Here is a 23816-nt window from a genome sequence, read left to right as displayed (position 1 = left end):
CGCCGGTCTACCCCTGTGACCGGCTCGTACGACGACAGAAGGAACTCCCATGAGCACCGTGGTCTCCACCGACGGCACCACCATCGCCTGCACCGTCACCGGCTCCGGCCCGGCCGTCGTGCTGGTGGACGGGGCGATCGGCCACCGGGCCTTCGACCCGGGCGTCGCCGTCGCCGAGCAGCTCTCGGCCCACCACACCGTGTGGGCGTACGACCGGCGCGGCCGGGGCGGCAGCGGGGACACCGCGCCGTTCGCGGTGGAGCGCGAGATCGAGGACCTGGCCGCGGTGATCGCGGCGGCCGGCGGCTCGGCCGCCGTGTACGGCATCTCCTCGGGCGCCGCGCTCGCGCTGCGGGCGGCCGCCGCGGGCGTCGGTGTGCGCCGACTCGCCGTCTACGAGCCGCCGTTCAGCACCGCGGAGGGGCAGAGCGCGCGTTTCGTCGGGTACGCCGGCGAACTGGAGGCGGCGCTCGCCGAGGGACGCCGCGGGGACGCCGTGGCGGCCTTCATGACCTTCGTGGGGATGCCCGCCGAAGCGGTGGACGGGATGCGCGCCGCCCCGGTGTGGCCGCTGTTCGAGGCGGTCGCGCCGACGCTGGCGTACGACGCGGCGGCGCTCGGCGCGCGGACCGGGGGGACCGTCCCGGTCGACGTGCTGGCCCGGATCGCGGTGCCGACCCTGGTGCTGGACGGCGGCGCCAGCCCGGAGCTGCTGCGGGCTCCGTCCGCCGCGGTGGCCGCGGCCGTGCCGGACGCCGAGTACCGGACGCTGGCCGACCAGACCCACGAGGTGGCGGCCGGGGCTCTGGTGCCGGAACTGGTGGAGTTCTTCGCCTGACCACCGGTCCGCGCCCCGCCCCGCGGTCACTAGTCTTCCGACGAACCGATGAATCGTCGAACTGACGAAGCGACGAACCGACGAGCGGAGAACGAGGGAGCATGGACGCGGACTTCAAGGACATCCCCACCACCACCCTGGCCGACATCCTGGGCCGCGACCGGGTCATGGACATCGGCCTGCGTCCGCTCTGGGACGGCATGCCCCGGGTGGCCGGCCCGGCCTTCACCGTGCAGTGCCCGCCCGGGGACAACCTAATGCTGCACGCCGCGATCCACCGGGCCGAGCCCGGCTCGGTGATCGTGGTCGAGTCCGGCGACCTGGACTACGCGCTGGCCGGCGGCAACGTGTGCGCCGTGGCGCAGCGCCGGGGTGTGGTGGCCTTCGTGGCCGACGGCCTGATCCGGGACCTCGGCGAGGTCCGGGAGGCGGGCTTCCCCGTCTTCGCCCGCGGGGTCATCCCGATCCCCGGGGCGAAGAAGGCGCTCGGCACGCACGGCGCCCCGGTGCGCTGCGGCGGCGTGCTGGTGGCGGCCGGCGACATCGTGGTGGCCGACGAGGAGGGTGTCGTGGCGGTGCCCGCCGCCGAGCGGGACCGGGTCCTGGAGGCGGCCCGGGCGAAGCTGGCCAAGGAGGCCGCCCAGACCCTGGACGAGTGGGCGGCGGAGCACCGCGACCGGATCGAGCGGACCCTCGCCGAGCTGGGCTTCCAGGGCTGACCCGCGGCGGCCGGCCCACGGCAGCGCTGCCGGACGTCGGCCGCCGTGGGCCGTCCGCCGTCAGCCCCGGTACAGCCCGTCCAGCTCCCCGAAGCCCAGCGCCCCGTCGAGCTGCGTCAGCGTCCCGGCGCCGAGCAGCTCGACGGCGGCGCGGCGGGCCGCGGTGTACGCGAGCTGGGCGAGGCCGGTACCGACGCTGATCCGCCGCACGCCCGTGGCGGCGAGTTCGGCGACGGTCGGCCCGCCCGGGACGGCCATCGCGTTCACCGGCAGCGCCGAGCGCCGGCACAGCTCGGTGAGGACGTCGAGGTCCAGCAGCCCGGGGACGAACAGGCCGTCGGCGCCCGCCTGCGCGTAGGCCTCGGCCCGGACCAGCACGTCGTCGAGCCCGCCCAGTCCGAACAGGAAGACGTCCGTCCGGGCGTTGACCACCAGCTCCGGCAGCCCCGCGGCGGCGGCCGCCGTACGGGCCGCGCGCAGCCGCCCGGCCTGCTCGGCCACCGGGAAGAGCGGGCCGCCGACGGCCGTCGAGTCCTCCAGGTTGACGCCGACGGCGCCCACCCCGACCAGCGCGGTCACGGTCTCGGCCACGTCGGCGGGCAGCGGCCCGTACCCGCCCTCGGCGTCGACGGTGACCGGCAGGTCCACCGCGGCGACGATCCGGCGGGCCGCCTCGACCGCGGCCGCCCGGCCGAGGCGCTGGCCGTCGCCGTGCCCGAGCGACCAGGAGACGCCGCCACTGGTGGTGGCGACCGCCCGGGCGCCGGCCGAGGCGATCACGGCGGCACTGCCCGCGTCCCAGGCGTTGGGCAGGACGAGCCCGCCGTCGGCGACCAGTTCGCGCAGCCGCAGCGCCCGCTCGCGGGACTCGGGGGTGGTGGACATGGGTGTCACCGGCTTTCGTACGGATCGGTGGGGACGCAGGCATCCTGCGCCCGGCTCCCCCGCCCGTACCAGTGATTAAGCTGAGGCTGAATCTTTCCCGGAGGGGGCCGCATGCGATCCGAACTGCACTTCTCCGCGCAGGACTTGGCACTGACCCGATTCGCCGTCTCCCCGATGCAGGAAGTGGTGACCAGCCTGCGCGCCCTCGCGCGGCACCCCGCGCCGGCCCTGCACCGCCGCTGGGCCGCGGAGGTCCGCGGGCGGCTGGCCGCCGCCGCGCCGACCATGGACCGGCTGGCCGCCCTGGTGCCGCCCACCGGCCACCTGCCGGACTTCCTCAACCCCGCCCCGGCCGGCCACTCCCCCACGCTCGCCGAAGAGCTGGCCGCGATCACCGCCACCGGCGCCGAACAGGTCCGGGCCGACCTCGACATCATGGCCGCCGAGGCGGGCGGCCGGCTGCCCGCCGTCCTCGCCCCGCTGCGCCGCGACCCGGCCGCCCAGCTGCCCCGGCTGGCCGCCGACCTCCGGGCGTACTGGGAGCTGGCGCTCGCCCCCTACTGGGCCCGGATCCGGGCGCTGCTCTCGGCGGACGTCTTCCACCGCTCCCGGCAGGCCGCCGAGCACGGCACCGCGCGGATGCTGGACGAGCTGCACGACACGGTCCGCTGGGACGGCACCGCACTGCTGCTGGAGCAGCGGCACTGCGCGGTCACCCGGCTGACCGCCGGCTCCGGGCTGGTGCTCCTGCCCTCGGCCTTCGCCTGGCCCCGGGTGCTCACCCGGGTGCTGCCGCCCGACCCGCCGCAGCTGATCTACCCGGCACGCGGCACGGCCGCCCTGTGGGAGCGCCGGGCGGGCACGGCGGCCCGCACGGACGCGCTGGCCGGCGTCCTCGGCCGCTCCCGCGCCCGGCTGCTGGCCGAGCTGGACTCCCCGGCCTCGACCACCGAACTGGCCGACCGCACCGGGCTCTCCCCGGCCGGGGCCTCGCAGCACCTCACCGCGCTGCGCACCGCGGGCCTCACCAGCGCCCACCGGGCGGGCCACGCCGTCCTGCACGCCCGCACCGCGATCGGCGATTCGCTGTTCGATCAGGACGAACAGGAGTTCGATCGGAGCACGTGAGGGCGCTCCTGCGGCCCGCCCCGCCCCATGACCAACCGGTACGAATGGCCCCGCACGGCACACCTCGGCACACCCCCTCCTCATATGATCGGAGCGACATGCGCCATGCTTGGTGATGCAGAACACTGAACGGAACTTGCGCCGGACGGCCCACCCGCCGTACGGCCGAGAAGGAGGAAGCACGTGGACGACGTTCTGCGGCGCGCCGCACTCTTCGCGGCACTCGACGACGAACAGGCCGGCGAGCTGCGCGCTTCCATGACCGAGGTCACCCTCGCCCGTGGGGAGTCGCTGTTCCACGAGGGCGACCCGGGCGACCGGCTGTACGTCGTCGCGGAGGGCAAGGTCAAGCTGCACCGCGCATCCCCGGACGGCCGCGAGAACATGCTCGCCGTCCTCGGCCCCAGCGAGATGATCGGCGAGCTGTCGCTGTTCGACCCGGGCCCGCGCACCGCGACCGCCAGCGCGCTGACCGAGGTCAAGCTGCTGGGCCTGGGCCACGGTGACCTGCAGCCCTGGCTGCACGCCCGCCCCGAGGTCTCCATCGCGCTGCTGCGGGCCATCGCCCGCCGACTGCGCCGGACCAACGACGTGATGTCCGACCTGGTCTTCTCCGACGTGCCCGGCCGCGTCGCCAAGGCCCTGCTGGACCTCTCCCGCCGCTTCGGCGTGCAGTCCGAGGAGGGCATCCACGTCGCCCACGACCTCACCCAGGAGGAGCTGGCCCAGCTGGTCGGCGCCTCCCGCGAGACGGTCAACAAGGCGCTCGCCGACTTCGCCGGCCGCGGCTGGCTGAAGCTGGAGGCGCGCGCGGTGGTCCTGATGGACGTCGAGCGGCTGTCCCGCCGCTCGCGCTGACGCCCCGAACACGCCGAAGGGCCCGTCCGGACGGACGGGCCCTTCGGCGTTCACGAGCCCTTCGGCGTTCGCGAGCCCTTCGGCGTTCACGAGCCCTTCGGCCGTCGCGCTCCCGGAGCGGCCCGGGTCGATCGGGCTCCGGGGCCGACCGGGCGCCGGGGTCAGTCGAGCTCCGGGGTCAGCCCGTGCTCCTCCAGGTACTCCAGCTGGGCCCGGACGGACAGCTCCGCGGCCGGCCAGAGCGCCCGGTCCACGTCCGCGTAGACCCGCGCCACCACCTCGGGAGCGGTCCGCAAGCCCGCCTCGACCGCCGTCTCCACCTGCGCGAGCCGGGCGGCCCGGTGCGCCAGGTAGTAGTCGACGGCGCCGAGCGCGTCCGCGAGCACCGGGCCGTGCCCGGGCAGCACGGTCCGCACACCGTGCTCGGAGGCCATCGTGTGCAGCCGGCGCAGCGAGTCCAGGTAGTCCCCCAGCCGGCCGTCGGGGTGGGCCACCATCGTGGTGCCGCGGCCGAGCACGGTGTCCCCGGTGAGGATCGCGCCGTCGTCCGGCAGGTGGAAGGTCAGCGAGTCCGAGGTGTGGCCGGGGGTGGCCACCACCCGCAGGTCCAGACCGCCGACGTCCAGGCGCTGGCCGCCCACCAGGCCCTCCGAGCCCAGCCGGTGCGCCGGGTCCAGGGCCCGGACCTCGGTGCCGGTGAGCTCGGCGAACCGGGCCGCGCCCTCGGAGTGGTCGGCGTGACCGTGGGTGAGCAGGGTCAGCGCGATCCGCTTGCCCCGCTCCTCGGCGAGGTCGATCACCCGGCGCAGGTGCTCCTCGTGCAGCGGGCCCGGGTCGATCACCACGGCGAGGTCGGAGCCGGGCTCGGAGAGCAGCCAGGTGTTGGTGCCGTCCAGCGTCATCGGCGACGGGTTCGGCGCCAGCACGCACAGCGCCCGGGAGGTGGCCTCGCCGCCGACGACGGCGGCGGGGTCACCCGGCAGGAGGCTCATGCACCCACCTCGACGATTCGCTCGCGCTGCTCGCTCACCGGCCGCCCTCGGCGTCGCGTTGGAGGGCCCGCAGCGGCAGTGCCCGGACGAGAGCGCGCTGCGCCACCTCGACGAACGGGACCGGGCTGTCACAGGCCGGGGTACGGGGGTTCAGGCGGCGGGCGGGCATCTCGGGTGCCGTCCGGCGAGCCACGTCGTTGTGGGTCATCGGGCGTCGGTCCTTTCTCTGCGGTGGTGCGGCGGATCTTCTTCGGATGGATCTTCTTCGGACGGGTCCTCTGCGGACAAGGCTTCCCGGGGATTCGCTCCCCGGGCCGGCCGTCCCCGCCGGTGGTGCGGCACGGGCGGACGGCTTCAGGAGTCCTCGGGGAACTCCCCGTCGATGGTCAGCTCGTCGTACCCGGGCCAGCGGACCGTCATGCGGTCCCCGCGGACCTCGGCCCGGCCCAGGACCGGCTCCAGCCGGCGCTCGGCGGCCGCGGCCAGCGCCTCGGCGGCGGTGCGCACCGGCGACAGCTCGCGCAGCACCGTCACGGTCGGCGGCAGCATGCCGAACCGGCCCTCCCGGTAACCCCGGACCGCCTCGGCCGGGCTCAGCCACGCGACCCGGTCGGCCTCGCCGACCTCCAGCGCCGCGCGCTGGCCGGCCGGCAGGGCCGCCACGAAGAACCAGGTGTCGTAGCGCCGCTCCTCGAACTCCGGGGTGATCCAGCGCGCCCAGCCGCCCAGCAGGTCGCTGCGCAGCACCAGGCCGTGGTCCCGGAGGAACTCGGCGAAGGACAGCTCGTGCGCCTCCAGCGCGGCCCGTTCGGCGGTCCAGTCGCGCGGCGCGGCGACGCTCCGCTCGTCCGGGCCGGCCAGCAGCACGCCGGCCTCCTCGAAGGTCTCGCGGACGGCCGCGCAGACCACCGCCCGGGCGGTCCGGACGTCCACCCCGAGGCGGCGCGCCCACTCCTCGGGCGGGGGCCCGGCCCAGCCCGGCTCGACCTCGGCGTCGCGCGGGTCCACCCCGCCGCCCGGGTAGGCGTACATCCCGGCCGCGAAGGCCATCGAGGTGCGCCGGCGCAGCAGGTAGGCCTCCGGCCCGGCGTCGGCGTCGCGCAGCAGCACGACGGTGGCCGCCTGCCTGGGCACCGGCGGCGTCAGCACGCCGGAGTCGACCGCCCGGATGCGGGCAGGCCAACCGGGCGGCATCGGGAGCGTCGTTGCTCGATGGTCCATGCCCGGATGCTAAGCGCACGAAGGCGGGCTCGGCCAGGGCCGATCCCGCCTTCGTGATCGGACTCAGACGGTCTTGACGCGGACCTGGAGCTCGACCTCGACCGGGGCGTCCAGCGGGAGCACCGCGACACCGACGGCGCTGCGGGCGTGCACGCCCGCGGCGCCGAGCACCTTGCCGAGCAGCTCGCTGGCGCCGTTGACGACGCCGGGCTGGCCGGTGAAGTCGGGGGCGGAGGCGACGAAGCCGACGACCTTCACGACCCGCTCGATCCGGTCGAGGTCGCCGATCACCGACTTCACGGCGGCCAGGGCGTTCAGCGCGCAGATCTGCGCGAGCTCCTTGGCCTCCTCCGGCGACACCTCGGCGCCGACCTTGCCGGTGCTCGGCAGCTTGCCCTCGACCACCGGGAGCTGGCCGGAGGTGAAGACGAACTCGCCGGACTGCAGGGCCGGCACGTACGCGGCGACCGGCGCGGCCACCGGCGGCAGGGTCAGGCCCAGCTCGGCGAGCTTCGACTCGACGGCGCTCATGCGTTCTTCTCCCGCTTGAAGTAGGCCACCAGCTGCTCCGGGTTCGGGCCGGGCACGACCTGGACGAGCTCCCAGCCGTCCTCGCCGAAGTTGTCCAGGATCTGCTTGGTGGCGTGCACGAGCAGGGGCGCCGTCATGTATTCCCACTTGGTCATGGCCAGACTCTAGACGAGCCGCCGCGGGGATCGGCGCCGCGTGGCGGGCGGCGTGTGAGGTGGGGCACAAAGAGGGCATGATCAGGCCTGGCAACCCCAGGTGCTCCGGGCATCCGGCGCGGTCCCTGGTTACCCTCGCGGGAGGGCACCCTGGCGAGGGGCACCCTCGTCAGGAGGGGACGCCCGTAGGACGGAGACGGACGGAGACGGAGCGTGGCACGCACCCCCGGCCAGGCGGACCGGCGCGACCCCGACTGGGAGGGCGTCCGGCTGCACGTGGTCAGCGGCAAGGGCGGCACCGGGAAGACCACGCTGGCCGCAGCGCTGGCCCTGGCGCTCGCCGCCGACGGCGGTCGGGTCCTGCTGATCGAGGTCGAGGGCCGGCAGGGCATCGCCGAACTGTTCGGGATCGCCGCACTGCCGTACGAGGAGCGCCGGATCGCCTCGGTCTCCCGTCGGCAGCTGGGGCTCCCGGCCGCGGAGGCGCCCGCGGAGGCACCCGCGGACGCGGCGCAGCCCGGCGAGGTGTTCGCGCTGGCGATCGACACCGAGCAGGCCCTGCTCGAATACCTGGAGATGTTCTACAAGCTCGGCCGGGCCGGCAAGGCGCTGCAGAAGGTCGGCTTCGTCGACTTCGCCACCACCATCGCGCCCGGCGTCCGGGACGTCCTGCTCACCGGCAAGGCCTGCGAGGCGACCCGGCGCAAGGACCCGGACGGCCGGCGCCGCTACGACGCGGTGGTGATGGACGCCCCGCCGACCGGGCGGCTGACCCGGTTCCTGAACGTCAACGCCGAGGTCGCCGGGCTGGCCCGGATCGGCCCGATACACACCCAGGCGCAGGCCGTGATGCGGGTGCTGAAGTCCCCGGAGACCGCGGTGCACCTGGTCACCCTGCTGGAGGAGATGCCGGTGCAGGAGACGGTCGACGGCATCGCGGAGCTGCGCGAGGCGAAGCTGCCGGTGGGCGGGGTGATGGTCAACATGGTCCGCCCGCCGGTCCTGGACGCCGCCGCGGTGGCCGCGGTGGACGGCAACCACCGCGAGGAGGTCGCGCTGGCGCTCGGGGAGGCCGGGCTCGGCGGCCGCTCGCGCAAGCCGGAGACGGTCCGCGCGGCGGTGGAGCCGTTGATCGACCCACTGCTGGAGCAGGCCAGGGAGCACGCCGAGCGGGTCGAGCTGGAGCGCGCGCAGCGCGCCGACCTGCAGCAGCTGCGGATCCCGACGTACGAACTGCCGCTGCTGGGCGAGGGCGTGGACCTCGGCGGACTGTACCGGCTGGCGGGCGACCTGAAGCGGCAGGGGGCGGCATGACCTCGAACGGGGTGCGGAGCACCGGGAAGCGGCTCGCGGTGGACGAGCTGATCGACGATCCGGGGACCAGGATCATCGTCTGCTGCGGCTCCGGCGGCGTCGGCAAGACCACCACCGCCGCGGCGATCGGCCTGCGGGCCGCCGAACGGGGCCGCAAGGTCGTGGTGCTGACCATCGACCCGGCCCGCCGGCTCGCCCAGTCGATGGGCCTGACCGAACTCGACAACACCCCCCGGGTGGTCAAGGGGGTGACCGGCGACGGGGAGCTCCAGGCCATGATGCTGGACATGAAGCGGACCTTCGACGAGGTCGTGCTGGCCCACGCTGAGCCCGAACGGGCCCGGGCGATCCTGGAGAACCCGTTCTACCAGTCCCTGTCGGCCGGCTTCGCGGGCACGCAGGAGTACATGGCGATGGAGAAGCTCGGGCAGCTGCGCGACGCCGAGGAGTGGGACCTCATCGTCGTGGACACCCCGCCGTCGCGCTCGGCGCTGGACTTCCTGGACGCGCCCAACCGGCTCGGGTCCTTCCTGGACGGCCGGGTGATCCGGATACTGACCGCCCCGGCCAAGGTCGGCGGGCGCAGCGCCATGCGGTTCCTGAACGCCGGGATGGGCCTGCTCACCGGCGCCCTGGGCAAGATCTTCGGCGCCCAGCTGCTCACCGACGTGCAGACCTTCGTCAGCGCGATGGACTCGATGTTCGGCGGCTTCCGCGAGCGCGCGGACCGTACGTACCAGCTACTCAAGGCGCCGGGCACGGCGTTCCTGGTGGTGGCCGCGCCGGAGCGGGACGCGCTGCGCGAGGCGGCGTACTTCGTGGACCGGCTCGCCGCGGACCGGATGCCGCTGGCCGGGCTGGTGCTCAACCGGGTGCACGGCTCGGGCGCCCCGCAGCTCACGGCGGAGCGGGCGCTGGCGGCGGCCGAGGCGCTGGAGGAGAACGGCTCGGAGCACTCCTCGCCGGAGGCGGAGCTGCTCGCGGCCGGGCTGCTGCGGCTGCACGCCGAGCGGATGCAGATCATGGGGCGGGAGCGCCGCACCCGCGACCGCTTCGTCTCGGTCTACCCGGACGTGCCGATCGTGGAGGTCCCGGCGCTGCCGGGTGACGTGCACGACCTCGACGGCCTGCGGGCCATCGGCGACCGGCTCAGCAGCACGGCGTAGGACGGCGGACGACGTAGGACGGCGCGGAACGCCGTCGGACGGCTCGGGCGGTGCGGCGTGGGCGCCCGCCCGGGGCCGACCGGCCCGGACCCCCCGGTACGGCCGGTTCGGCCTGTGCAGCCGGTGTGCCCCGGCTCAGCCCGCCTGGGCGTAGTCCGTCAGTATCACACCGGTCGCGAGGGACTCCTCGTACTCGGTGCGGGCCGTCTCCAGCAGCCTCCGCCACGAGATGACCGTCGGGCGGCGGCGCAGCAGCGCCCGGCGCTCGCGCTCCGTCATCCCGCCCCAGACCCCGAACTCCACCCGGTTGTCCAGGGCGTCCGCGAGGCACTCCGTGCGCACCGGGCAGCCGCTGCACACCGCCTTCGCGCGGTTCTGCGCCGCCCCCTGGACGAACAGTTCGTCCGGATCACTCGTGCGGCAGGCGGCCTGCGCACTCCAGTCGTCAACCCAGCCCATGCCGGCGCCGTCCTCTCCCGTATCGAGGCTCCCCCACGGCGGCAACGGCATATTCACCGTTGCCAGTTGAGGACGTTACGGAAGAACGACAGCTTGCAACAGCCCCTTCGGGCTCAATCTCGAATGACCCGATTGGACTATGGGTATCGGTCAGCTCACTCGTTGGAGTGATCGCAGGTCGCACACCTTGCCAAGCGCGGAGCCCCCACTCTCGCCGCAGGCGTCGTCACGGAGCGCAACCGTTCACCCCCGCACAGCAGGCCCCAGCCGCCTCAAAGCCCGGACATTCCAGGGCGATTCGGGCAACTCTCCTCGCCCACAAGAGTGAATGATGCTGACGCACCGAAGCTGTACCAAGCTTGTGACAAGCCTAGGCGAACACGTGCCCCTATGTACGGGAATCCGCGACGTAGGGTTCTCCCCATGGCACCGAAGCGCCCACAGGCATCCCAGCCCCCAGGCAACACCGGAGCTCCGCGCGGCGGCAGCGGCGGATCACCGTTGGAGCACGTCGGCAACGGCGTGAAGTTCCTGGGCGTCAGCGTGCTCTCCGGAGTCCTGCTGGCAGGACTCGCCCTGCCCGCCGTCGGCGCCATCGGGCTGACCGCCAAGGACACGGCGGAGAGCTTCGACAACATCTCCGACGACTTCAAGACCCCGCCGCTCACCCAGGCCACCCAGATCTTCGACGCCAAGGGCGGCCTGATCGCCAAGGTCTACGAGCGCGACCGCACCGTCCTCACCGCCGACCAGATGTCGCCGTTCATGCGGCACGCCCAGGTGGACATCGAGGACGCCCGCTTCTACGAGCACGGCGCCGTCGACCTCAAGGGCATCCTCCGCGCGGCCAGCAAGAACGCCGAGAGCGGCACCGCCTCGCAGGGCGCCTCGACGCTGACCCAGCAGTACGTGAAGAACGTCAACGTGGAGAAGGCCGGCGACGACCAGGCCGCCGTCCTGGAGGCGCAGCGCAAGACCCTGGGCCGCAAGATCCAGGAGCTCAAGGTCGCCATCAAGCTGGAGGAGGACCTGAGCAAGGACCAGATCCTCACCAACTACCTCAACATCACCTTCTACGGCCACCAGGCCTACGGGGTCGAGGCCGCCTCCCAGCGCTACTTCAGCAAGAGCAACAAGGACCTGACCGTCGCCGAGGCCGCCACGCTGGCCGGCATGGTGCAGAACCCGTCGTCCTACGACCCGGTGCGCTACCCCGAGAACACGGTCAAGCGCCGCAACGTCGTGATCGACAAGCTGCTGGAGAACAAGCACATCACCGCGGACCAGGCGAAGGAGGCGAAGGCCGCCCCGCTGGGTCTGAAGTACAAGGACCCGCAGAACGGCTGCATCACCGCCCAGGCCGGGATGGGCTTCTTCTGCGACTACGTCCGCCACGTGGTCAAGCAGGACCCGGCGTTCGGCAAGAGCGCCGACGAGCGCAAGAAGCTCTGGGACACCGGCGGCCTGAACATCTACACCACGCTGGACCCGGACAAGCAGGCCGCGGCCCAGAACGCCGTCACCAAGAAGGTCAACGTGACCGACCAGGTGTCGGCGGCCGCGACCATGATGGAGCCGGGCACCGGCAAGATCCTGGCGATGGCCCAGACCCGCCCGTACGGCCTGGACTCGAACAAGAACCAGACCGTCGTCAACCTCAACGTGGACGCCTCGATGGGCGGCGGCAACGGCTTCCAGACCGGTTCGACCTTCAAGCCGATCCTGGCCGCGGCGGCGCTGGAGTCGGGCATGTCGCCGACCCAGGCGTTCCCGTCCGAGAACAAGATCGACTACCCGCAGATGTCCACCTGCTCGGGCACCTGGAAGAACGTCCCGGCGCCCGGCGAGCAGAAGGCCACGGTCAAGAACGAGTCCGAGTCCGAGAAGGGCCCGTACCAGCTGAAGCAGGCCATGGCGCTGTCGGTCAACACCTACTTCGTGCAGATGGAGCAGCAGGTCGGCCTCTGCGCGATGAAGCAGATGGCGAACAAGCTGGGCATCACCCAGTCCGCGAAGGGCGACGCCTTCCGGGAGGTGCCCTCGATGGTCCTGGGCACCCTGGAGCTCTCCCCGCTGACCATGGCGAACGTCTACGCGACCTTCGCCGCGCGCGGCAAGTACTGCACCCCGATCGCGATCAACAAGATCAGCACGGTGGACGGCAAGGAGCTCCAGGTCCCGCAGACCCAGTGCAGCCAGGCCTTCTCCGAGGACACCGCGGACAAGCTCAACACCGTCCTGCTGAACGTGACCGAGAAGGGCACCGCGGCCGCGCTCGGCCTGGACGGCGGCCGCAAGATCGCCGGCAAGACCGGTACCACCGACGAGAAGAAGGCCGCCTGGTTCAGCGGCTACACCCCGTCGCTGGCCACCTCGGTCTGGCTCGGCGGCCCGGCCGGCGGCGTCAAGATGAAGAACATCAACATCGGAGGCAAGCACTTCGACGAGGTGTTCGGCGCCGACGGCCCCGGCCCGATCTGGCAGCTGGCGATGAACCAGGCGCTCCAGGGCACGCCGATGGAGCCGATCCAGACCGTCGACATCCCGGACCCGCAGCCGGCCACCCCGCCGGCCGACCCCAACCCCCAGCCGCCCGCGGGCAACCCCCCGCCGCAGCAGGGCGGCGGCAACCCCGGCGGCGGCAACCCCGGGGGCGGCGGCCCCGGGGGCGGCCCCGGCGGGATGATCGGCGGCGGGTTCACCTTCCCGCCCGGGATGATCGGCGGCGGGAACGGCGGCCGGCACGGCGGCGGCAACGGCAACGGCTGACCGCGCCACCCGGCACGAGCCGCGCAGCAGTGACGAAGGGGCGCCCTCCGGTTCGGAGGGCGCCCCTTCGGCGTCGTGTTGCCGGGTGACGGGCCGTCGGGGCCGCGGGAGCCCCTCGCGGGCCCTACAGGGCCGCTCGATTCCGGCCAGAGCCGGCTTGACCCGACGGACCCGGGCGGTCCGCGGTCAGGACAGCGCGGCCTTCACGGCGGCGGCGACCCGGCCGCCCTCGGCCAGGCCGTCGACCTTGGGCTTCACCAGCTTCATCACGGCGCCCATCGCCTGCGGGCCGGTCGCACCGCTCTCGGCCACGGCGTCCGCCACGATCGCGGCGAGCTCCTCGTCGGAGAGCTGCTTGGGCAGGTAGGTCGCCAGCACCTCGCCCTCGGCCCGCTCCCGGGCGGCCTGGTCGGTGCGACCCGCCCCGTCGAAGGCCTCGGCGGCCTCCCGGCGCTTCTTCGCCTCGCGGCCGATCACCTTCAGCACGTCGGCGTCGGACAGCTCGCGCTTCTGCTTGCCCGCCACCTCCTCGCTGGTGACGGCGGCCAGCGTGAGCCGGATGGTGGACGCGCGAAGCTCGTCCCGGACCCTGATGGCAGCCGTGAGGTCCTCCTGCAGCTGCTCCTTGAGCGTTGTCATTTCCTCTTCTTATCCTTCGGCTGTGGGCGGTCTCAACCAGGTTTCCACCGGGCATCCACTGCGGTCTGCGCAGGTGAACGAGTATGCCGTGTCAAGAGCGGGCGGCCGTCGCCTGACGCCCCGCCGGCCCGACGGTCGATCACGGCCGGGAAGGGGCAGTGTGATCCGGCCAACCTGGCCGACAATGCCTGCATACTCTCGGCAGAACAGCCGGATATTGCCGGGAGCACCGGGGAGTTGCCGGTGCCAAAAGGGGCAAATCGAACGTAGCGGCAGGTTCGCAGAAATAGTCCGCGTAGTACACTCGTTCACATGTAGCTTGAGTAGCCTAACGGGCTGTGGTCACCTCACCCTCAAAGGCCGCTCCCGAGCAGCAGCGGAACGTCCTCAACTCATTTTTCCACGGTTCTGACACATCACGACCCACGCTCGGCGCGGGCGCTCTCGCATGCGCTCCGCCATGACCGCGCGGCACGTAATGATCGTTCTGGAGTGATTGGCGCCGCAAGTCGGCGTGTTAAGTTCTGACTTGAATTCTGCTCACAACAGCAGGAAGCGCGGGGGAATGGACAACAATCAGCTTCGCTCCATGTTAGTAACCCAACGGAAGATGGTCGGCTGGAGCCAAGAGCAGTTAGCCGAGCATTCCAATGTCAGTGTGCGGACCATTAGGAATCTGGAAACCGGGGCCATCAAGAATCCGCGGCGCAGCTCCGTGGAACTCCTGGTCGGCGCCCTGCTGTCCGCGGCGACCAGCCAGGACACGCTGATGTCCCACGTGGCCCGTCCGGGCACCCCGACCGGCATGCTCTCCTCCCGCCTGGAGCCCGGTCTGCTGACCAACGTCGTCGAGGTCCCGGACAACGCCCGGTGGCAGGGGCTGCGTCCCAAGACGGACATCACCGTCGGACGCCAGGCCGACCTGCTGCACGTGGTGACCACCCTCCGGCCGGGCCGGCCGCTGGTGCTCACCGGCCCGGCCGGCGTGGGCAAGACCCGGCTGGCCCTGGACTCCGCCGCACACCTGCTCGACCGCTTCCGGGACGGCGTGGTGGTGCTCGAACTCGGCTCGGTGACCCCCGAGAGCGTCGACGCCGCCGCGGCCTCGGCGGAGGTGCAGCGCTCGCTCGACACCCTGCTGCACGGCTACGAACGGGACCCGAGGACCAACCCCGAACTGCAGATGATGGTCGTCATCGACAACGCCGAGCACGTCATCGGCGCGGTGACCAGGCAGGTCAGGATGATGCTGGAGCGGCATCCCGCGCTCCACATCCTGATCACCTCGCTGCGGGCGCCCGCCTCCATCCCGGCGGACCTGTGGGAGGTGTCGCCGCTGTCCGTCGACCACCCCGAGGGCAGCTACGGCTGCCCGCCCGCCGCCGAGCTGTTCTGCCGCCGGGTGCACTCCGTCGTCCCGACGCTGGACCTCGGCGACCAGATGCCGCAGGTGGTCGAGCTCTGCCGCCGGCTGGGCGGTCTCGCACTCGCCATCGAGAACGCCGCCTTCCGGATGCGCTCGGTGCCCCTGCACGTCCTGGTGGACGAGTGCCAGGTGCTGCCGATCCTGGGTCAGGACGAGGTGGGCGGGCTGTCCCACCACCGCTCGCTGCACCGCAGCCTCGCCTGGGCCTACGGACTCCTCGACGACCGGCAGCGCCGGGCCCTCAGACAACTCTCCCGCTTTCCCGATGAATTCTCCATCGACGATGTCCGGCAGGAACCGGTCGACGGCGGCCGGGAGCCCTCCCGCAATATCGATGTGCTGGCCGATCTCGTGGATTTCTCCGTCGTCCAGGTGAAACGTGGCCACCAGTACGCGTACCGGGTCCCCCGGATGATGCGCGAGTACGTCAACGCCATTCCGGCCTGAGGCCGGCCCGCACGCACACCGTCCGCTCGTCGGGGCGTTTTCCGTCGCGTCGGCCGCACTGTCGTGCCCGGAATCGGTTCCGGGTGCGACCCGGCCGACCGGCGATCGAATTCGATCGAATCGACGGGTTAACTTCTCCGGTCCATTCGGGAAACTCCTCCGCGGGTCATTCAGCACTGCCCGGCTTAATGCCTTGAGCGCAAATGGGGATCGATGACCACGATAGACGCCTCCGTCCACGACGACAGAACCGGCGAAACGTCGGACGAGAACACTCCGCTGCCGGACACCGGTGTGGCGCCCCTGGTGGACGGTTCGAAACTGATCGGCGATCCCCGGGACGGCGCCGTCGTCCGGGCCTCGCATCGCGTCTACGAACACCTGATCGCGATGTTCGCGCCCGGCATGATCGAGGCCGCGTTCGACCTCGGCGTCTTCGTCGCCCTGGCGGACGGACCGGCCACCCCGGCCGACCTCGCCGCCCGGCTGGACGCCGACGCCCACGGCCTGCGGGTGCTGCTCGACGGCCTGTACTGCTACGAGATCGTCCAGCGGGTGCGCACCGAGGACGGTCAGGACGTCTACCGGCTGGTGGACGGCATGGCCGAGTGCCTGCTGCCCGGCGGCCTCTACAGCCTGGCCGGCCGGATCGGCTACGACCGGGCGATCGGCTGGGACGTGTGGCGCAACCTCGCCGACCACGTCAAGCGGCCCGCCCGCGGCGCGGACGGCGACTACCAAGCCAACCAGCTGTCCGCCGAGGACTACGAGCAGGTCGCCCGCGGGATCAACTTCTGGGCCCCGCCGATCGTCGAATCGCTCGCCAACCTCCTTGCGGAGGAGGAGGGTTGGAAGGGCGAGGCGGACCGCTCGATGCTCGACGTCGGCTGCGGCACCGGCATCTACAGCCAGCTGCTCCTGCAGCGCTTCCGGGGGCTGCGGGCCACCGGCCTGGACCACCCGCGGATCGTGCCCATCGCCCGCGGACAGGCGGAACGGCTGGGCGTGCAGGACCGGTTCGAACCGGTGGAGCGCAACTTCTTCACCGAGGAGTGGAACACCGGTCAGGACCTCGTCCTCCTGGTGAACATCTTCCACCTGCAGACCGCCGAGGGCTCCGAGGAGCTCATGCGACGGGCGGCGCAGGCGGTGCGCGAGGGCGGTGTGGTCGCCGTCGTCGACCACATCGTGGACGACGAGACCGACGCCCAGTCGATCCAGAACCGCTTCTTCCGACTGTTCGCCGCGTCGATGCTCGTCACCGGCGGCGGAGACTCCTTCTCCCTGGCGGACTACGACCAATGGCTCGACCGGGCCGGCCTGGTGAGGACGGCGCTGGTCGACACCCCGATGCACCGGATCCTGCTCGCCCGGCGCCCGTGATCACCACCAGCCCGGCCGGACCTCCCGTCCGGCCTGCCGGATTCCATTCCTCAGAGGGGACCAGGACGTGACCGACAACCTCGTGCTCGGAGCGGCGAGAATGACCGCCGCCGACATCTTCAACGCCACCGTCGCCTCCTCGGCGATCGGTGCCGCCTGGGAGGCCGGGGCGCTCGAAGAGCTGGCGGACCAGGACAAACTGGACGTCGCCGAGTTCTCCGGACGCAACGGCCTCGACCAGTACGCGGTCGAGGGGATGTTCCAGGCCCTGGCCAGCGTCCGCGTCGTCCAGCGGCAGGGCACCCTGATCACCACCGATGCGAACTTCGCCGAGGTGTACCGCGCCAAGGCCTTCTACCACTGGCTGTCCCGCGGTTGCGCGGCGCTCTTCGCCGACATGCCCGCCGTACTGAAGAACGAGAACCGGGTCGGCAGCTTCTACCGCCGCGACTCCGCCGCCATCGCGATCGCCTGCCGCGACATCAACGCCAACTTCTTCGACCCGGTGTTCAAGAAGGCCCTCGGCTCGGTCGGCGGGTTCCGCAAGATCGCCGACCTCGGCTGCGGCAGCGGCGAGCGCATCATCAGCGTGCTGCGGCAGAACCCGGACGCGACCGGCCTCGGCATCGACATCGCCGAGGGCGCGCTGGGCGTGGCCCGGGCCTCGACCAAGGAGGCCGGCTTCGAGGGCAAGGTGTCCTTCGTCAAGGACGACGCCACCAACCCGCAGCCGCACCCGGAGTTCGCCGACGTCGACCTCCTGACCTCCTTCCTTATGGGCCACGACTTCTGGCCGCGGGAGAACTGCGTCACCTCCCTGCGCGGGCTGCGCAAGGCGTTCCCCAACGTCAAGCGCTTCCTGCTCGGCGACACCGCGATGACCACCGACATCCCGGACTCCGAGATCCCGGTCTTCACCCTGGGCTTCGAGGTCGCGCACCGCATGATGGGTGCCTACCTGCCGACCCTCCAGGAGTGGAACGGGGTGTTCGAGGAGGGCGGCTGGCGCCTGGTCGAGGCGCACCGCGTGGTGACCCCGGCGGACAGCGTGATCTTTGAGCTCGAACCGCTCGCCGACTGACGACACGGAAAGTGCTCCGGGGCCGTGGGCCTCGGAGCACTTCTCGCTACGCGCGGTGAATCGGCCCGCGGCCGGCCGGTACGGCCCGCGGGTCAGTTCGTCCGGGCGTCGGGCTGCTCGACCGCGGGCACGGTGCGACCCGGACCGGTGGGCCGGACCTCGGTGATGCCGGGAGCGCGGCGCATCATCACGGCCTGCTGGACGGCCAGCGTCACACCGACCCCGAGCCAGACCCCGTTGCCGTTGAACCGGCCGTGGAAGAACACCGCTTCGACACCGCCGACGACCAGGCGCTCGGCCAGGTTCGCCACCCACAGCTTGGCGGTGGTCCGGCCGCCCTTGCGCAGCAGCCGGCCGGTCTGGTCCCGCCACATGGGCATCGTCAGACCGCGGTAGTAGCCGAAGACCAGGGAGAACGCCAGGCCGATGACCAGGAAGACGACGCTGGTCGCCGTCGCCTCGGCGGGGCCCGGCGGCAGGAAGCCGCGCAGCACGAGCATCGCGACCCACAGGAAGGTCTGGGCCCTGACGTCGCGGACGCTGAACTGGGAGACGAGGACGATCGCCGTGATGAGGACGATGAACGCCACGTTGATCACGGCGAAGAGCGTGTCGTCCGCGGGCGAGGGCTGAGCGGCCAGGGATCCCCAGGATGCCAACAGCGTCATAGAGCCACCTCGGTGGTGTCAGGGGTGATGGTCGGGCCACGTGCCGTGCGGCAGGCGGACCCCCCGCAGTCGCCGCCGCCGAGCCCCAACCGGGTTGGCCGTCACACGTGTTGACGGTGACTCAGAGAGCGCACGGGTGCCCATGCTCCGAGCATAGGGGGCCGACCCGGCCGGTCTCCAGGCAAACCGGCGGCAATCCGGTCACCCGCCGGGTCGGCGCGGTCACCCAAGGCGCGATCTTGCCGAGTCGTTGCCGGAGGCGATGCCTGGAATGTCGGACCCCCGCGCGGCGACGATCCCTGTATGACCGACATCGCCTCCGACCAGATCCCTGCTGTGATCAGCCAGCTGGTCCTCCTCATCGCGCCGACCAAGAAGGACCCGATCGGTCCGGACACCAAGCTCGTCAGCGAACTGGGCTACCACTCGCTCGCGATGGTCCAGTTGGGCCTCACCATCGAGGACGTCTTCGAGTTCGACGGCCTGCCCCAGGAGCGGGCCTCCTCGCTGGAGACCGTCCACGAGCTCGTCGAGCTCGTCCGGGAGCTGCTGGACGAGGGCGAGGGCGCGCTGCCGACCGTCGACCACCTGGAGTCCATCGTCGTCCCGCTCGGCGGCGACTGGCCGCCGGCGTCCTGACCGCGGGACAGCCCGGGAACACCGCACGCACACACCCGCCCGCACCGCACCCACCCGCACGCCCCGCCACCGCCCCCGGGCCAGGAGAGCCGACCTGGCCGGGGGCGGACTCATGCCCGGTACGGGCGCACGTCCGCTACGGGCGCACGCCCCGGGCCGCCTCGCGCGCGGTGCCGGGGGGGCTCACGCCCCGGCGCGGAAGGCCAGCACGGTGTTGTGCCCGCCGAAGCCCGCGCTCTGGGTGAGCGCCGCCAGCGGCCCGGCGGGCAGCGGGCGGGGCGCGACCCGGACCACGTCCAGGTCGATCGCGTCGTCCAGGTCGTCCAGGTTGATGGTGGGCGGCGCGGTGCGGTGGTGCAGGGCCAGCACGGTGGTCAGCGCGGCCAGTGCGCCGGAGGCGCCGATCAGGTGCCCGGCGGACGACTTGACCGCCGACACGGCCGGCCGCACGCCGTCCAGCGCGGTCCGGATCGCCAGCGCCTCCGCCGCGTCGCCCACCGAGGTGGAGGAGGCGTGCGCGCTGACGTGGCCGACCTCGGCCGGCTCCACCCCGCCGTCCGCGAGCGCGCGCCGGATGGCCCGCGCCATCCCCTCGCCCTCCGGGTGCGGACGGGTGATGTGGTGCGCGTCGGCGCTCGCCCCGGCCCCGGCGAACCCGGCGTAGACCCGGGCCCCGCGCCGCCGGGCGTGCTCGGCGGACTCCAGCACCAGCACCGCCGCGCCCTCGCCCAGGACGAAACCGTCCCGCTTCTTGTCGAAGGGCCGGGAGGCGCAGGCCGGGGCGTCGTTGTTGCGGGACAGCGCCTTCATCGCCGCGAAGGCGGTGATCGCCATCGGGTTGATGACCGCCTCGGTACCGCCGGCCACCACCACGTCGGCCCGGCCCAGCCGGATGAGGTCCAGCCCCGCCGCGAGGGCGTCGGCGCCGGCCGCGCAGGCCGTCGAGGGCGCGTGGGCCACCGCCGTGGCGTTCAGCTCCAGCGCGCACAGCGCGGCCGCGGCGTTGTTCATCAGCATCGGCAGGGTGAACGGCGAGACCCGGCGGGTGTCCCCGGCCCGGATCAGGTCGTGCGCCGGCAGCAGGGTGCTCAGGCCGCCGATGCCGCTGCCGACGACCACCGCGAGGCGCTCCGGTTCGGGGTGCCCCGGTGCGCCCGCGGCGGCGCTGAAGCCCGCGTCCTGCCAGGCCTCCCGCTGCGCCAGCAGCGCGAACTGCGCGGAACGGTCGGTGCGCCGGGCCTGGACCCGGTCGATCAGCGGGCCCGGCTCCACGGCGGCCGGGGCGGCGATCCGCACCGGCAGGCCCTCGGCCCAGGGCTCGGTGATCGCGACCGCCGCCGAGACCCCGTCGAGCAGTGCCGTCCAGGTGGACCGGGCGTCGCCGCCCAGCGGCGTGGTGGCGCCGAGCCCGGTGATGACGACGTCGTCGCGCTGCGCAGGCACGCGGCTCCTCCGATTCGTTCTCGTCCTCGTTCTCGTCGTCCGGGTCAGTTGACGCCGACGAAGGCTTCCGGCTTGGCCAGCTGCTCGCTCAGGAACAGGTCGCGCAGCTTCGGGCTGAGCAGGCCGACCTGCCGCAGGATGTGGATCACCTGCTGGAACAGCAGCTGGCGGTAGCCGAACATCATCGGGTCGTTCATCGCGAAGGTGATGCCGGCCTCGACGTCCAGCTCCATGCGCTCCCACACCTCGCGCAGCAGGAACCGGCGGGACATCAGGAAGATCGACTCCAGCAGGAACTCCTCCCGCTCCGCGCGCTCCTTGCTGTTCATCTGCTCGTACATTCCGGTGAGCGAGACCACGCCGAAACCGATGTGCCGCGCCTCGTCGCGGGCGATCATCCGGGTGATCTGGGTGATGATCGGCTCGCCGAATCCGGTGCCCGCCAGTCGGGTCGCGGCCAGCGCGAGGCCTTCGACGATCACCTGCATGCCGAGGTAGACGATGTCCCAGTCGGATTCCGAGAGCAGGTCGCGCAGCAGCGACTTGAGCCCCGGATTGATCGGGTAGCAGTTGCCCAGTTTCTCGTCGATGTACTTGGCGTACGCCTCGACGTGCCGCGCCTCGTCGGCGACCTGGGCGGCCGCGTAGATCTTGGCCTCCATGTCGGGCACGGTCTCCACCAGCCGGGCGGTGGTCACCAGCGCGCCCTGTTCACCGTGCAGGAACTGGCTGATCATCCAGGACAGGTACTCCCAGCGGAACTGGTTGATCAGCTCCTCGGGCACCGGGCTGCCCGGGCCGCGGAAGTTCTGCAGACCGGTGCTCTGGCCCTCGTCCAGAAGCGCACCGAACCGGACCTCGTGGTTCCAGTCGATGTCGGTCGCGGCATTCCACTGCGCGATCTTGCTCTTCTCGTAGAGCGCCCACAGCCGGTTGTTGCGCTCGCCGTAGTTCCAGTTGAGATTGGCCTTGAACGCGGCGTCGACCTCCATCAGACTCTCCCTGGTCCGGTCCAGGGTGAACAGCACGGTTTCCCGTTCGTCGTGGAATTCGGTGTTCATCGCCGCCGGGCTCCTTCGGATTGACGTACTGCCACACCGGATACTCTCGGACGGATAACCCGCAGAACCTAGGCACTCACTGGGCAACTTGCAGGCATGACGAGTTGCCTGCGCCGCTGCCTGGAAGTGCGGAAGACCTCCTGACGACACTGCACCGGAACACGCTGGGCGTTCCGTATTCCCGTGCACAGGAGCCAGTCGTATGGAACCGAATTCCGTTCCCCGCCCGACCCGTCGGCTGACCGCGGAGCTGGAGGGGCTGCTGGGCGACCCGCTGGCCGCGTCCGGCCCGTTCGCCTTCGCCGAGGTCGTGGAGCACGAGGAACTCGGTGAAGTCCCGCCCGGCGCCGAGCAGTTGCTCCTGGACTGGGGCCTGCCGGAGCGCCTCGTCCCGGCGGTGGCCGGCGGACGGATGCTCAACCTCGAATCGGTGCTCGCGGTGACCCGCTCGCTGGCCCGGCGGAACCTGACCATGGCGGTGATGTTCGGCTCCAGCATGCTCGGCTGCCAGCCGGTCTGGCTGTGGGGAACGCCCGACCAGCAGAAGCGGATCGCCGAGGCGGTGACCTCCGGGGACAAGCTGTGCTTCGCCGTCTCCGAGGCGGAGGTCGGCAGCGACCTCACCACCACGGCCACCACCGCCGTGCCCGACGGCGAGGACTACGTGCTGGACGGCGAGAAGTGGCCGGTGGGCAACGGCAACCGGGCCCGCTTCTACACCGTGCTGGCCCAGGGGCCGCGCGGACCGGTGCTGCTGCTCGTCGACCGGCGGGAGCTGGACCCGGACAGCGTCGAGCCGAAGCCGATCGTCCGCGCCCTCGGCCTGCGCGGCCACGACGTGAGCGGCATCCGGTTCACCGGCTCCCGGGTACCCGCGGCCGGCGCGGTCATCGGCCGGCCCGGCCGCGCGCTGATCGACACCGTCCGCACCCTGCAGATCACCCGCACGGCGATCGGCGGCATGTCCCTCGGCAGCATGGACGCCGTGCTGCGGATCGGGCTGGACTACGCGCACGAGCGCCGGCTCTACGGCGCCGCGATCCACCGCCTCCCGGTGGTCCGCCGGCACCTCGTCGACGCGCACCTGGACCTGCTGGTCGCCGACTGCGTGACGATCCCGGTGGCCCGGGCGCTGACCCTCGCCCCGGCACGGCTGGCGCTCTGGTCCTCGGTGGTGAAGTACCTGGTGCCGGTGATCGGCGAGGAGACCATGGAGCAGATGTCCAAGGTCCTCGCGGCACGCGGCTACCTGCGCGAGCTGGTCGCCTCCGGCGCCTTCCAGAAGATCCGCCGGGACCACTGCATCACCTCGATCTTCGAGGGCACCACGCACGTCAACCTGTTCAATATCGCGACCCAGCTGGCCGCGCTGGCCCCGCTCGTGGACCGGGCCGCCGAGGGCTCCGAGGAGCTGCTGGAGCGGCTGTTCGACCTCTCCGTCGAGGCCCCGGTCTGGGAGCCGGACGGCAACAGGCTGGCCCTGGCGACCAACGGGCAGGACGAGATCACCCGGGGCTGGCGCACCGCGGTGGAGCGGCTGGAACGGGTGGCCGCGGCCGAGTGCGCCCCCGGGCAGGCCCGCGACCTGGCCGAGGCGGTCGCCGAGCTGGACCGCCGCCGGGCCGCGCTCTACGGCCGCGTCGCCGAGCACGGCATCGACGCGGCCTCGGTGGCCGGCTCGCGCACCGCGGAGGACCACTGCGTCTTCCACGCCGCCGCCTCCTGCGTGCACGTCTGGCTGCACAACCGTGGCTCCGCGCCGGACGCGGGCTGGCTCGTCCTGGTGCTCCGCCGACTGCTGCAGCGGCTGGACCGGGACGTGGTACTGGACGAGCAGGAGGCGTACCTGCCGGGGCTGGAGGCCGTCATGGAGGAGTGCCGGGTCAGCCGGCGGTACTTCGGCCTGGAGGCCGTGCTGGAGCACGGCGCGCGGGTCTGAGCAGGGCTGGCGGGCCGGGCCGGAACGGCGGAAGGACAACAGCAGGACGGCGGAG

23 protein-coding genes are annotated in these 23816 nt (G+C 72.3%); 12 read left to right on the top strand and 11 right to left on the bottom strand.

Annotation, left to right across the window (positions count from 1 at the left end; translation table 11 throughout):
* Positions 1-49: 49 nt before the first annotated feature.
* Together ACIRST_RS16170 and ACIRST_RS16165 are read left to right on the top strand one after the other, a co-directional pair.
* Positions 50-838, top strand: a complete 789-nt coding sequence (locus tag ACIRST_RS16170) for an alpha/beta fold hydrolase (protein WP_402802833.1) — start codon at positions 50-52, stop codon at positions 836-838.
* 101 nt (positions 839-939) lie between these two features.
* Positions 940-1557, top strand: a complete 618-nt coding sequence (locus ACIRST_RS16165) for an RraA family protein (protein WP_350519800.1) — start codon at positions 940-942, stop codon at positions 1555-1557.
* A 60-nt stretch (positions 1558-1617) separates the two neighbouring features.
* On the opposite strand, the gene ACIRST_RS16160 is transcribed toward ACIRST_RS16165, so the two are convergent.
* Complete coding sequence (locus tag ACIRST_RS16160; RefSeq protein ID WP_402802832.1) at positions 1618-2442, bottom strand: isocitrate lyase/phosphoenolpyruvate mutase family protein; 825 nt, start codon at positions 2440-2442, stop codon at positions 1618-1620.
* 111 nt (positions 2443-2553) lie between these two features.
* Here ACIRST_RS16160 and ACIRST_RS16155 point away from each other — a divergent pair, with 111 nt between their 5' ends.
* Positions 2554-3570 (top strand): helix-turn-helix domain-containing protein, encoded by a 1017-nt coding sequence (locus ACIRST_RS16155; protein WP_402802831.1) that lies wholly within the window; start codon positions 2554-2556, stop codon positions 3568-3570.
* A 183-nt stretch (positions 3571-3753) separates the two neighbouring features.
* Positions 3754-4428 (top strand): Crp/Fnr family transcriptional regulator, encoded by a 675-nt coding sequence (locus ACIRST_RS16150; RefSeq protein ID WP_030240972.1) that lies wholly within the window; start codon positions 3754-3756, stop codon positions 4426-4428.
* A gap of 161 nt (positions 4429-4589) precedes the next feature.
* On the opposite strand, the gene ACIRST_RS16145 is transcribed toward ACIRST_RS16150, so the two are convergent.
* The 5 genes from ACIRST_RS16145 to ACIRST_RS16125 form a co-directional block, all read right to left on the bottom strand.
* Positions 4590-5420, bottom strand: coding sequence for an MBL fold metallo-hydrolase (locus tag ACIRST_RS16145; RefSeq protein WP_350519797.1), 831 nt, complete (start codon positions 5418-5420; stop codon positions 4590-4592).
* A gap of 34 nt (positions 5421-5454) precedes the next feature.
* Positions 5455-5628 (bottom strand): hypothetical protein, encoded by a 174-nt coding sequence (locus ACIRST_RS16140; protein ID WP_350519796.1) that lies wholly within the window; start codon positions 5626-5628, stop codon positions 5455-5457.
* A gap of 146 nt (positions 5629-5774) precedes the next feature.
* Positions 5775-6641, bottom strand: coding sequence for an NUDIX hydrolase (locus ACIRST_RS16135; RefSeq protein ID WP_402802830.1), 867 nt, complete (start codon positions 6639-6641; stop codon positions 5775-5777).
* Between the two features lie 63 nt (positions 6642-6704).
* Positions 6705-7172 (bottom strand): RidA family protein, encoded by a 468-nt coding sequence (locus ACIRST_RS16130; protein ID WP_350519794.1) that lies wholly within the window; start codon positions 7170-7172, stop codon positions 6705-6707.
* On the bottom strand, positions 7169-7327 hold the full coding sequence (locus ACIRST_RS16125) for a DUF4177 domain-containing protein (protein ID WP_094743074.1): 159 nt from the start codon (positions 7325-7327) through the stop codon (positions 7169-7171). Before ACIRST_RS16125 ends, ACIRST_RS16130 begins: the two co-directional genes overlap by 4 nt.
* 213 nt (positions 7328-7540) lie before the next feature.
* Here ACIRST_RS16125 and ACIRST_RS16120 point away from each other — a divergent pair, with 213 nt between their 5' ends.
* Both ACIRST_RS16120 and ACIRST_RS16115 read left to right on the top strand, forming a co-directional pair.
* Positions 7541-8641, top strand: a complete 1101-nt coding sequence (locus tag ACIRST_RS16120; RefSeq protein WP_402802829.1) for an ArsA-related P-loop ATPase — start codon at positions 7541-7543, stop codon at positions 8639-8641.
* Positions 8638-9807, top strand: coding sequence for an ArsA family ATPase (locus ACIRST_RS16115; RefSeq protein ID WP_350519792.1), 1170 nt, complete (start codon positions 8638-8640; stop codon positions 9805-9807). Before ACIRST_RS16120 ends, ACIRST_RS16115 begins: the two co-directional genes overlap by 4 nt.
* A 135-nt stretch (positions 9808-9942) precedes the next feature.
* Here ACIRST_RS16115 and ACIRST_RS16110 read toward each other — a convergent pair whose 3' ends face one another.
* A complete protein-coding gene (locus ACIRST_RS16110) occupies positions 9943-10266 on the bottom strand; it encodes a WhiB family transcriptional regulator (RefSeq protein ID WP_030240986.1) in 324 nt (107 codons plus the stop codon).
* 423 nt (positions 10267-10689) lie between these two features.
* Here ACIRST_RS16110 and ACIRST_RS16105 point away from each other — a divergent pair, with 423 nt between their 5' ends.
* Positions 10690-13035: a transglycosylase domain-containing protein gene (locus tag ACIRST_RS16105; RefSeq protein WP_350519791.1), complete on the top strand. Its 2346-nt coding sequence runs from the start codon at positions 10690-10692 to the stop codon at positions 13033-13035.
* A gap of 186 nt (positions 13036-13221) precedes the next feature.
* On the opposite strand, the gene ACIRST_RS16100 is transcribed toward ACIRST_RS16105, so the two are convergent.
* Positions 13222-13674 (bottom strand): GatB/YqeY domain-containing protein, encoded by a 453-nt coding sequence (locus ACIRST_RS16100; RefSeq protein ID WP_350519790.1) that lies wholly within the window; start codon positions 13672-13674, stop codon positions 13222-13224.
* A 565-nt stretch (positions 13675-14239) separates the two neighbouring features.
* On the opposite strand from ACIRST_RS16100, the gene ACIRST_RS16095 reads away from it, so the two are divergent.
* From ACIRST_RS16095 to ACIRST_RS16085, 3 genes are all read left to right on the top strand, one after another.
* Positions 14240-15547, top strand: a complete 1308-nt coding sequence (locus ACIRST_RS16095; protein ID WP_350519789.1) for a helix-turn-helix domain-containing protein — start codon at positions 14240-14242, stop codon at positions 15545-15547.
* Positions 15548-15760: 213 nt separating this feature from the next.
* The gene (locus tag ACIRST_RS16090) at positions 15761-16930 is read left to right on the top strand and encodes a class I SAM-dependent methyltransferase (protein WP_350519788.1); all 1170 of its coding nucleotides are present in this window, start codon (positions 15761-15763) and stop codon (positions 16928-16930) included.
* A 67-nt stretch (positions 16931-16997) separates the two neighbouring features.
* Entirely contained in the window at positions 16998-18011 is a 1014-nt protein-coding gene (locus tag ACIRST_RS16085) for a class I SAM-dependent methyltransferase (RefSeq protein WP_402802828.1), read from the top strand.
* A gap of 92 nt (positions 18012-18103) precedes the next feature.
* Here ACIRST_RS16085 and ACIRST_RS16080 read toward each other — a convergent pair whose 3' ends face one another.
* On the bottom strand, positions 18104-18679 hold the full coding sequence (locus ACIRST_RS16080; protein WP_402802827.1) for a hypothetical protein: 576 nt from the start codon (positions 18677-18679) through the stop codon (positions 18104-18106).
* A gap of 303 nt (positions 18680-18982) precedes the next feature.
* Here ACIRST_RS16080 and ACIRST_RS16075 point away from each other — a divergent pair, with 303 nt between their 5' ends.
* Complete coding sequence (locus ACIRST_RS16075) at positions 18983-19318, top strand: acyl carrier protein (protein WP_350519785.1); 336 nt, start codon at positions 18983-18985, stop codon at positions 19316-19318.
* A 183-nt stretch (positions 19319-19501) separates the two neighbouring features.
* Here the strand turns inward: ACIRST_RS16075 and ACIRST_RS16070 are convergent, their stop codons facing one another.
* Positions 19502-20761 (bottom strand): beta-ketoacyl-[acyl-carrier-protein] synthase family protein, encoded by a 1260-nt coding sequence (locus tag ACIRST_RS16070; protein WP_402802826.1) that lies wholly within the window; start codon positions 20759-20761, stop codon positions 19502-19504.
* A 44-nt stretch (positions 20762-20805) separates the two neighbouring features.
* The gene (locus tag ACIRST_RS16065; protein ID WP_350519783.1) at positions 20806-21822 is read right to left on the bottom strand and encodes a ferritin-like domain-containing protein; all 1017 of its coding nucleotides are present in this window, start codon (positions 21820-21822) and stop codon (positions 20806-20808) included.
* 202 nt (positions 21823-22024) lie between these two features.
* On the opposite strand from ACIRST_RS16065, the gene ACIRST_RS16060 reads away from it, so the two are divergent.
* The gene (locus ACIRST_RS16060) at positions 22025-23761 is read left to right on the top strand and encodes an acyl-CoA dehydrogenase family protein (RefSeq protein ID WP_402802825.1); all 1737 of its coding nucleotides are present in this window, start codon (positions 22025-22027) and stop codon (positions 23759-23761) included.
* Positions 23762-23816 lie beyond the last annotated feature (55 nt).

The sequence above is a fragment of the Kitasatospora sp. NPDC101447 genome (assembly GCF_044767225.1).
Classification (GTDB): Bacteria; Actinomycetota; Actinomycetes; order Streptomycetales; family Streptomycetaceae; genus Kitasatospora.
The sequence above is the reverse complement of the archived record's forward strand: the minus strand, read 5'-3'. Positions and strand labels throughout refer to the sequence as shown.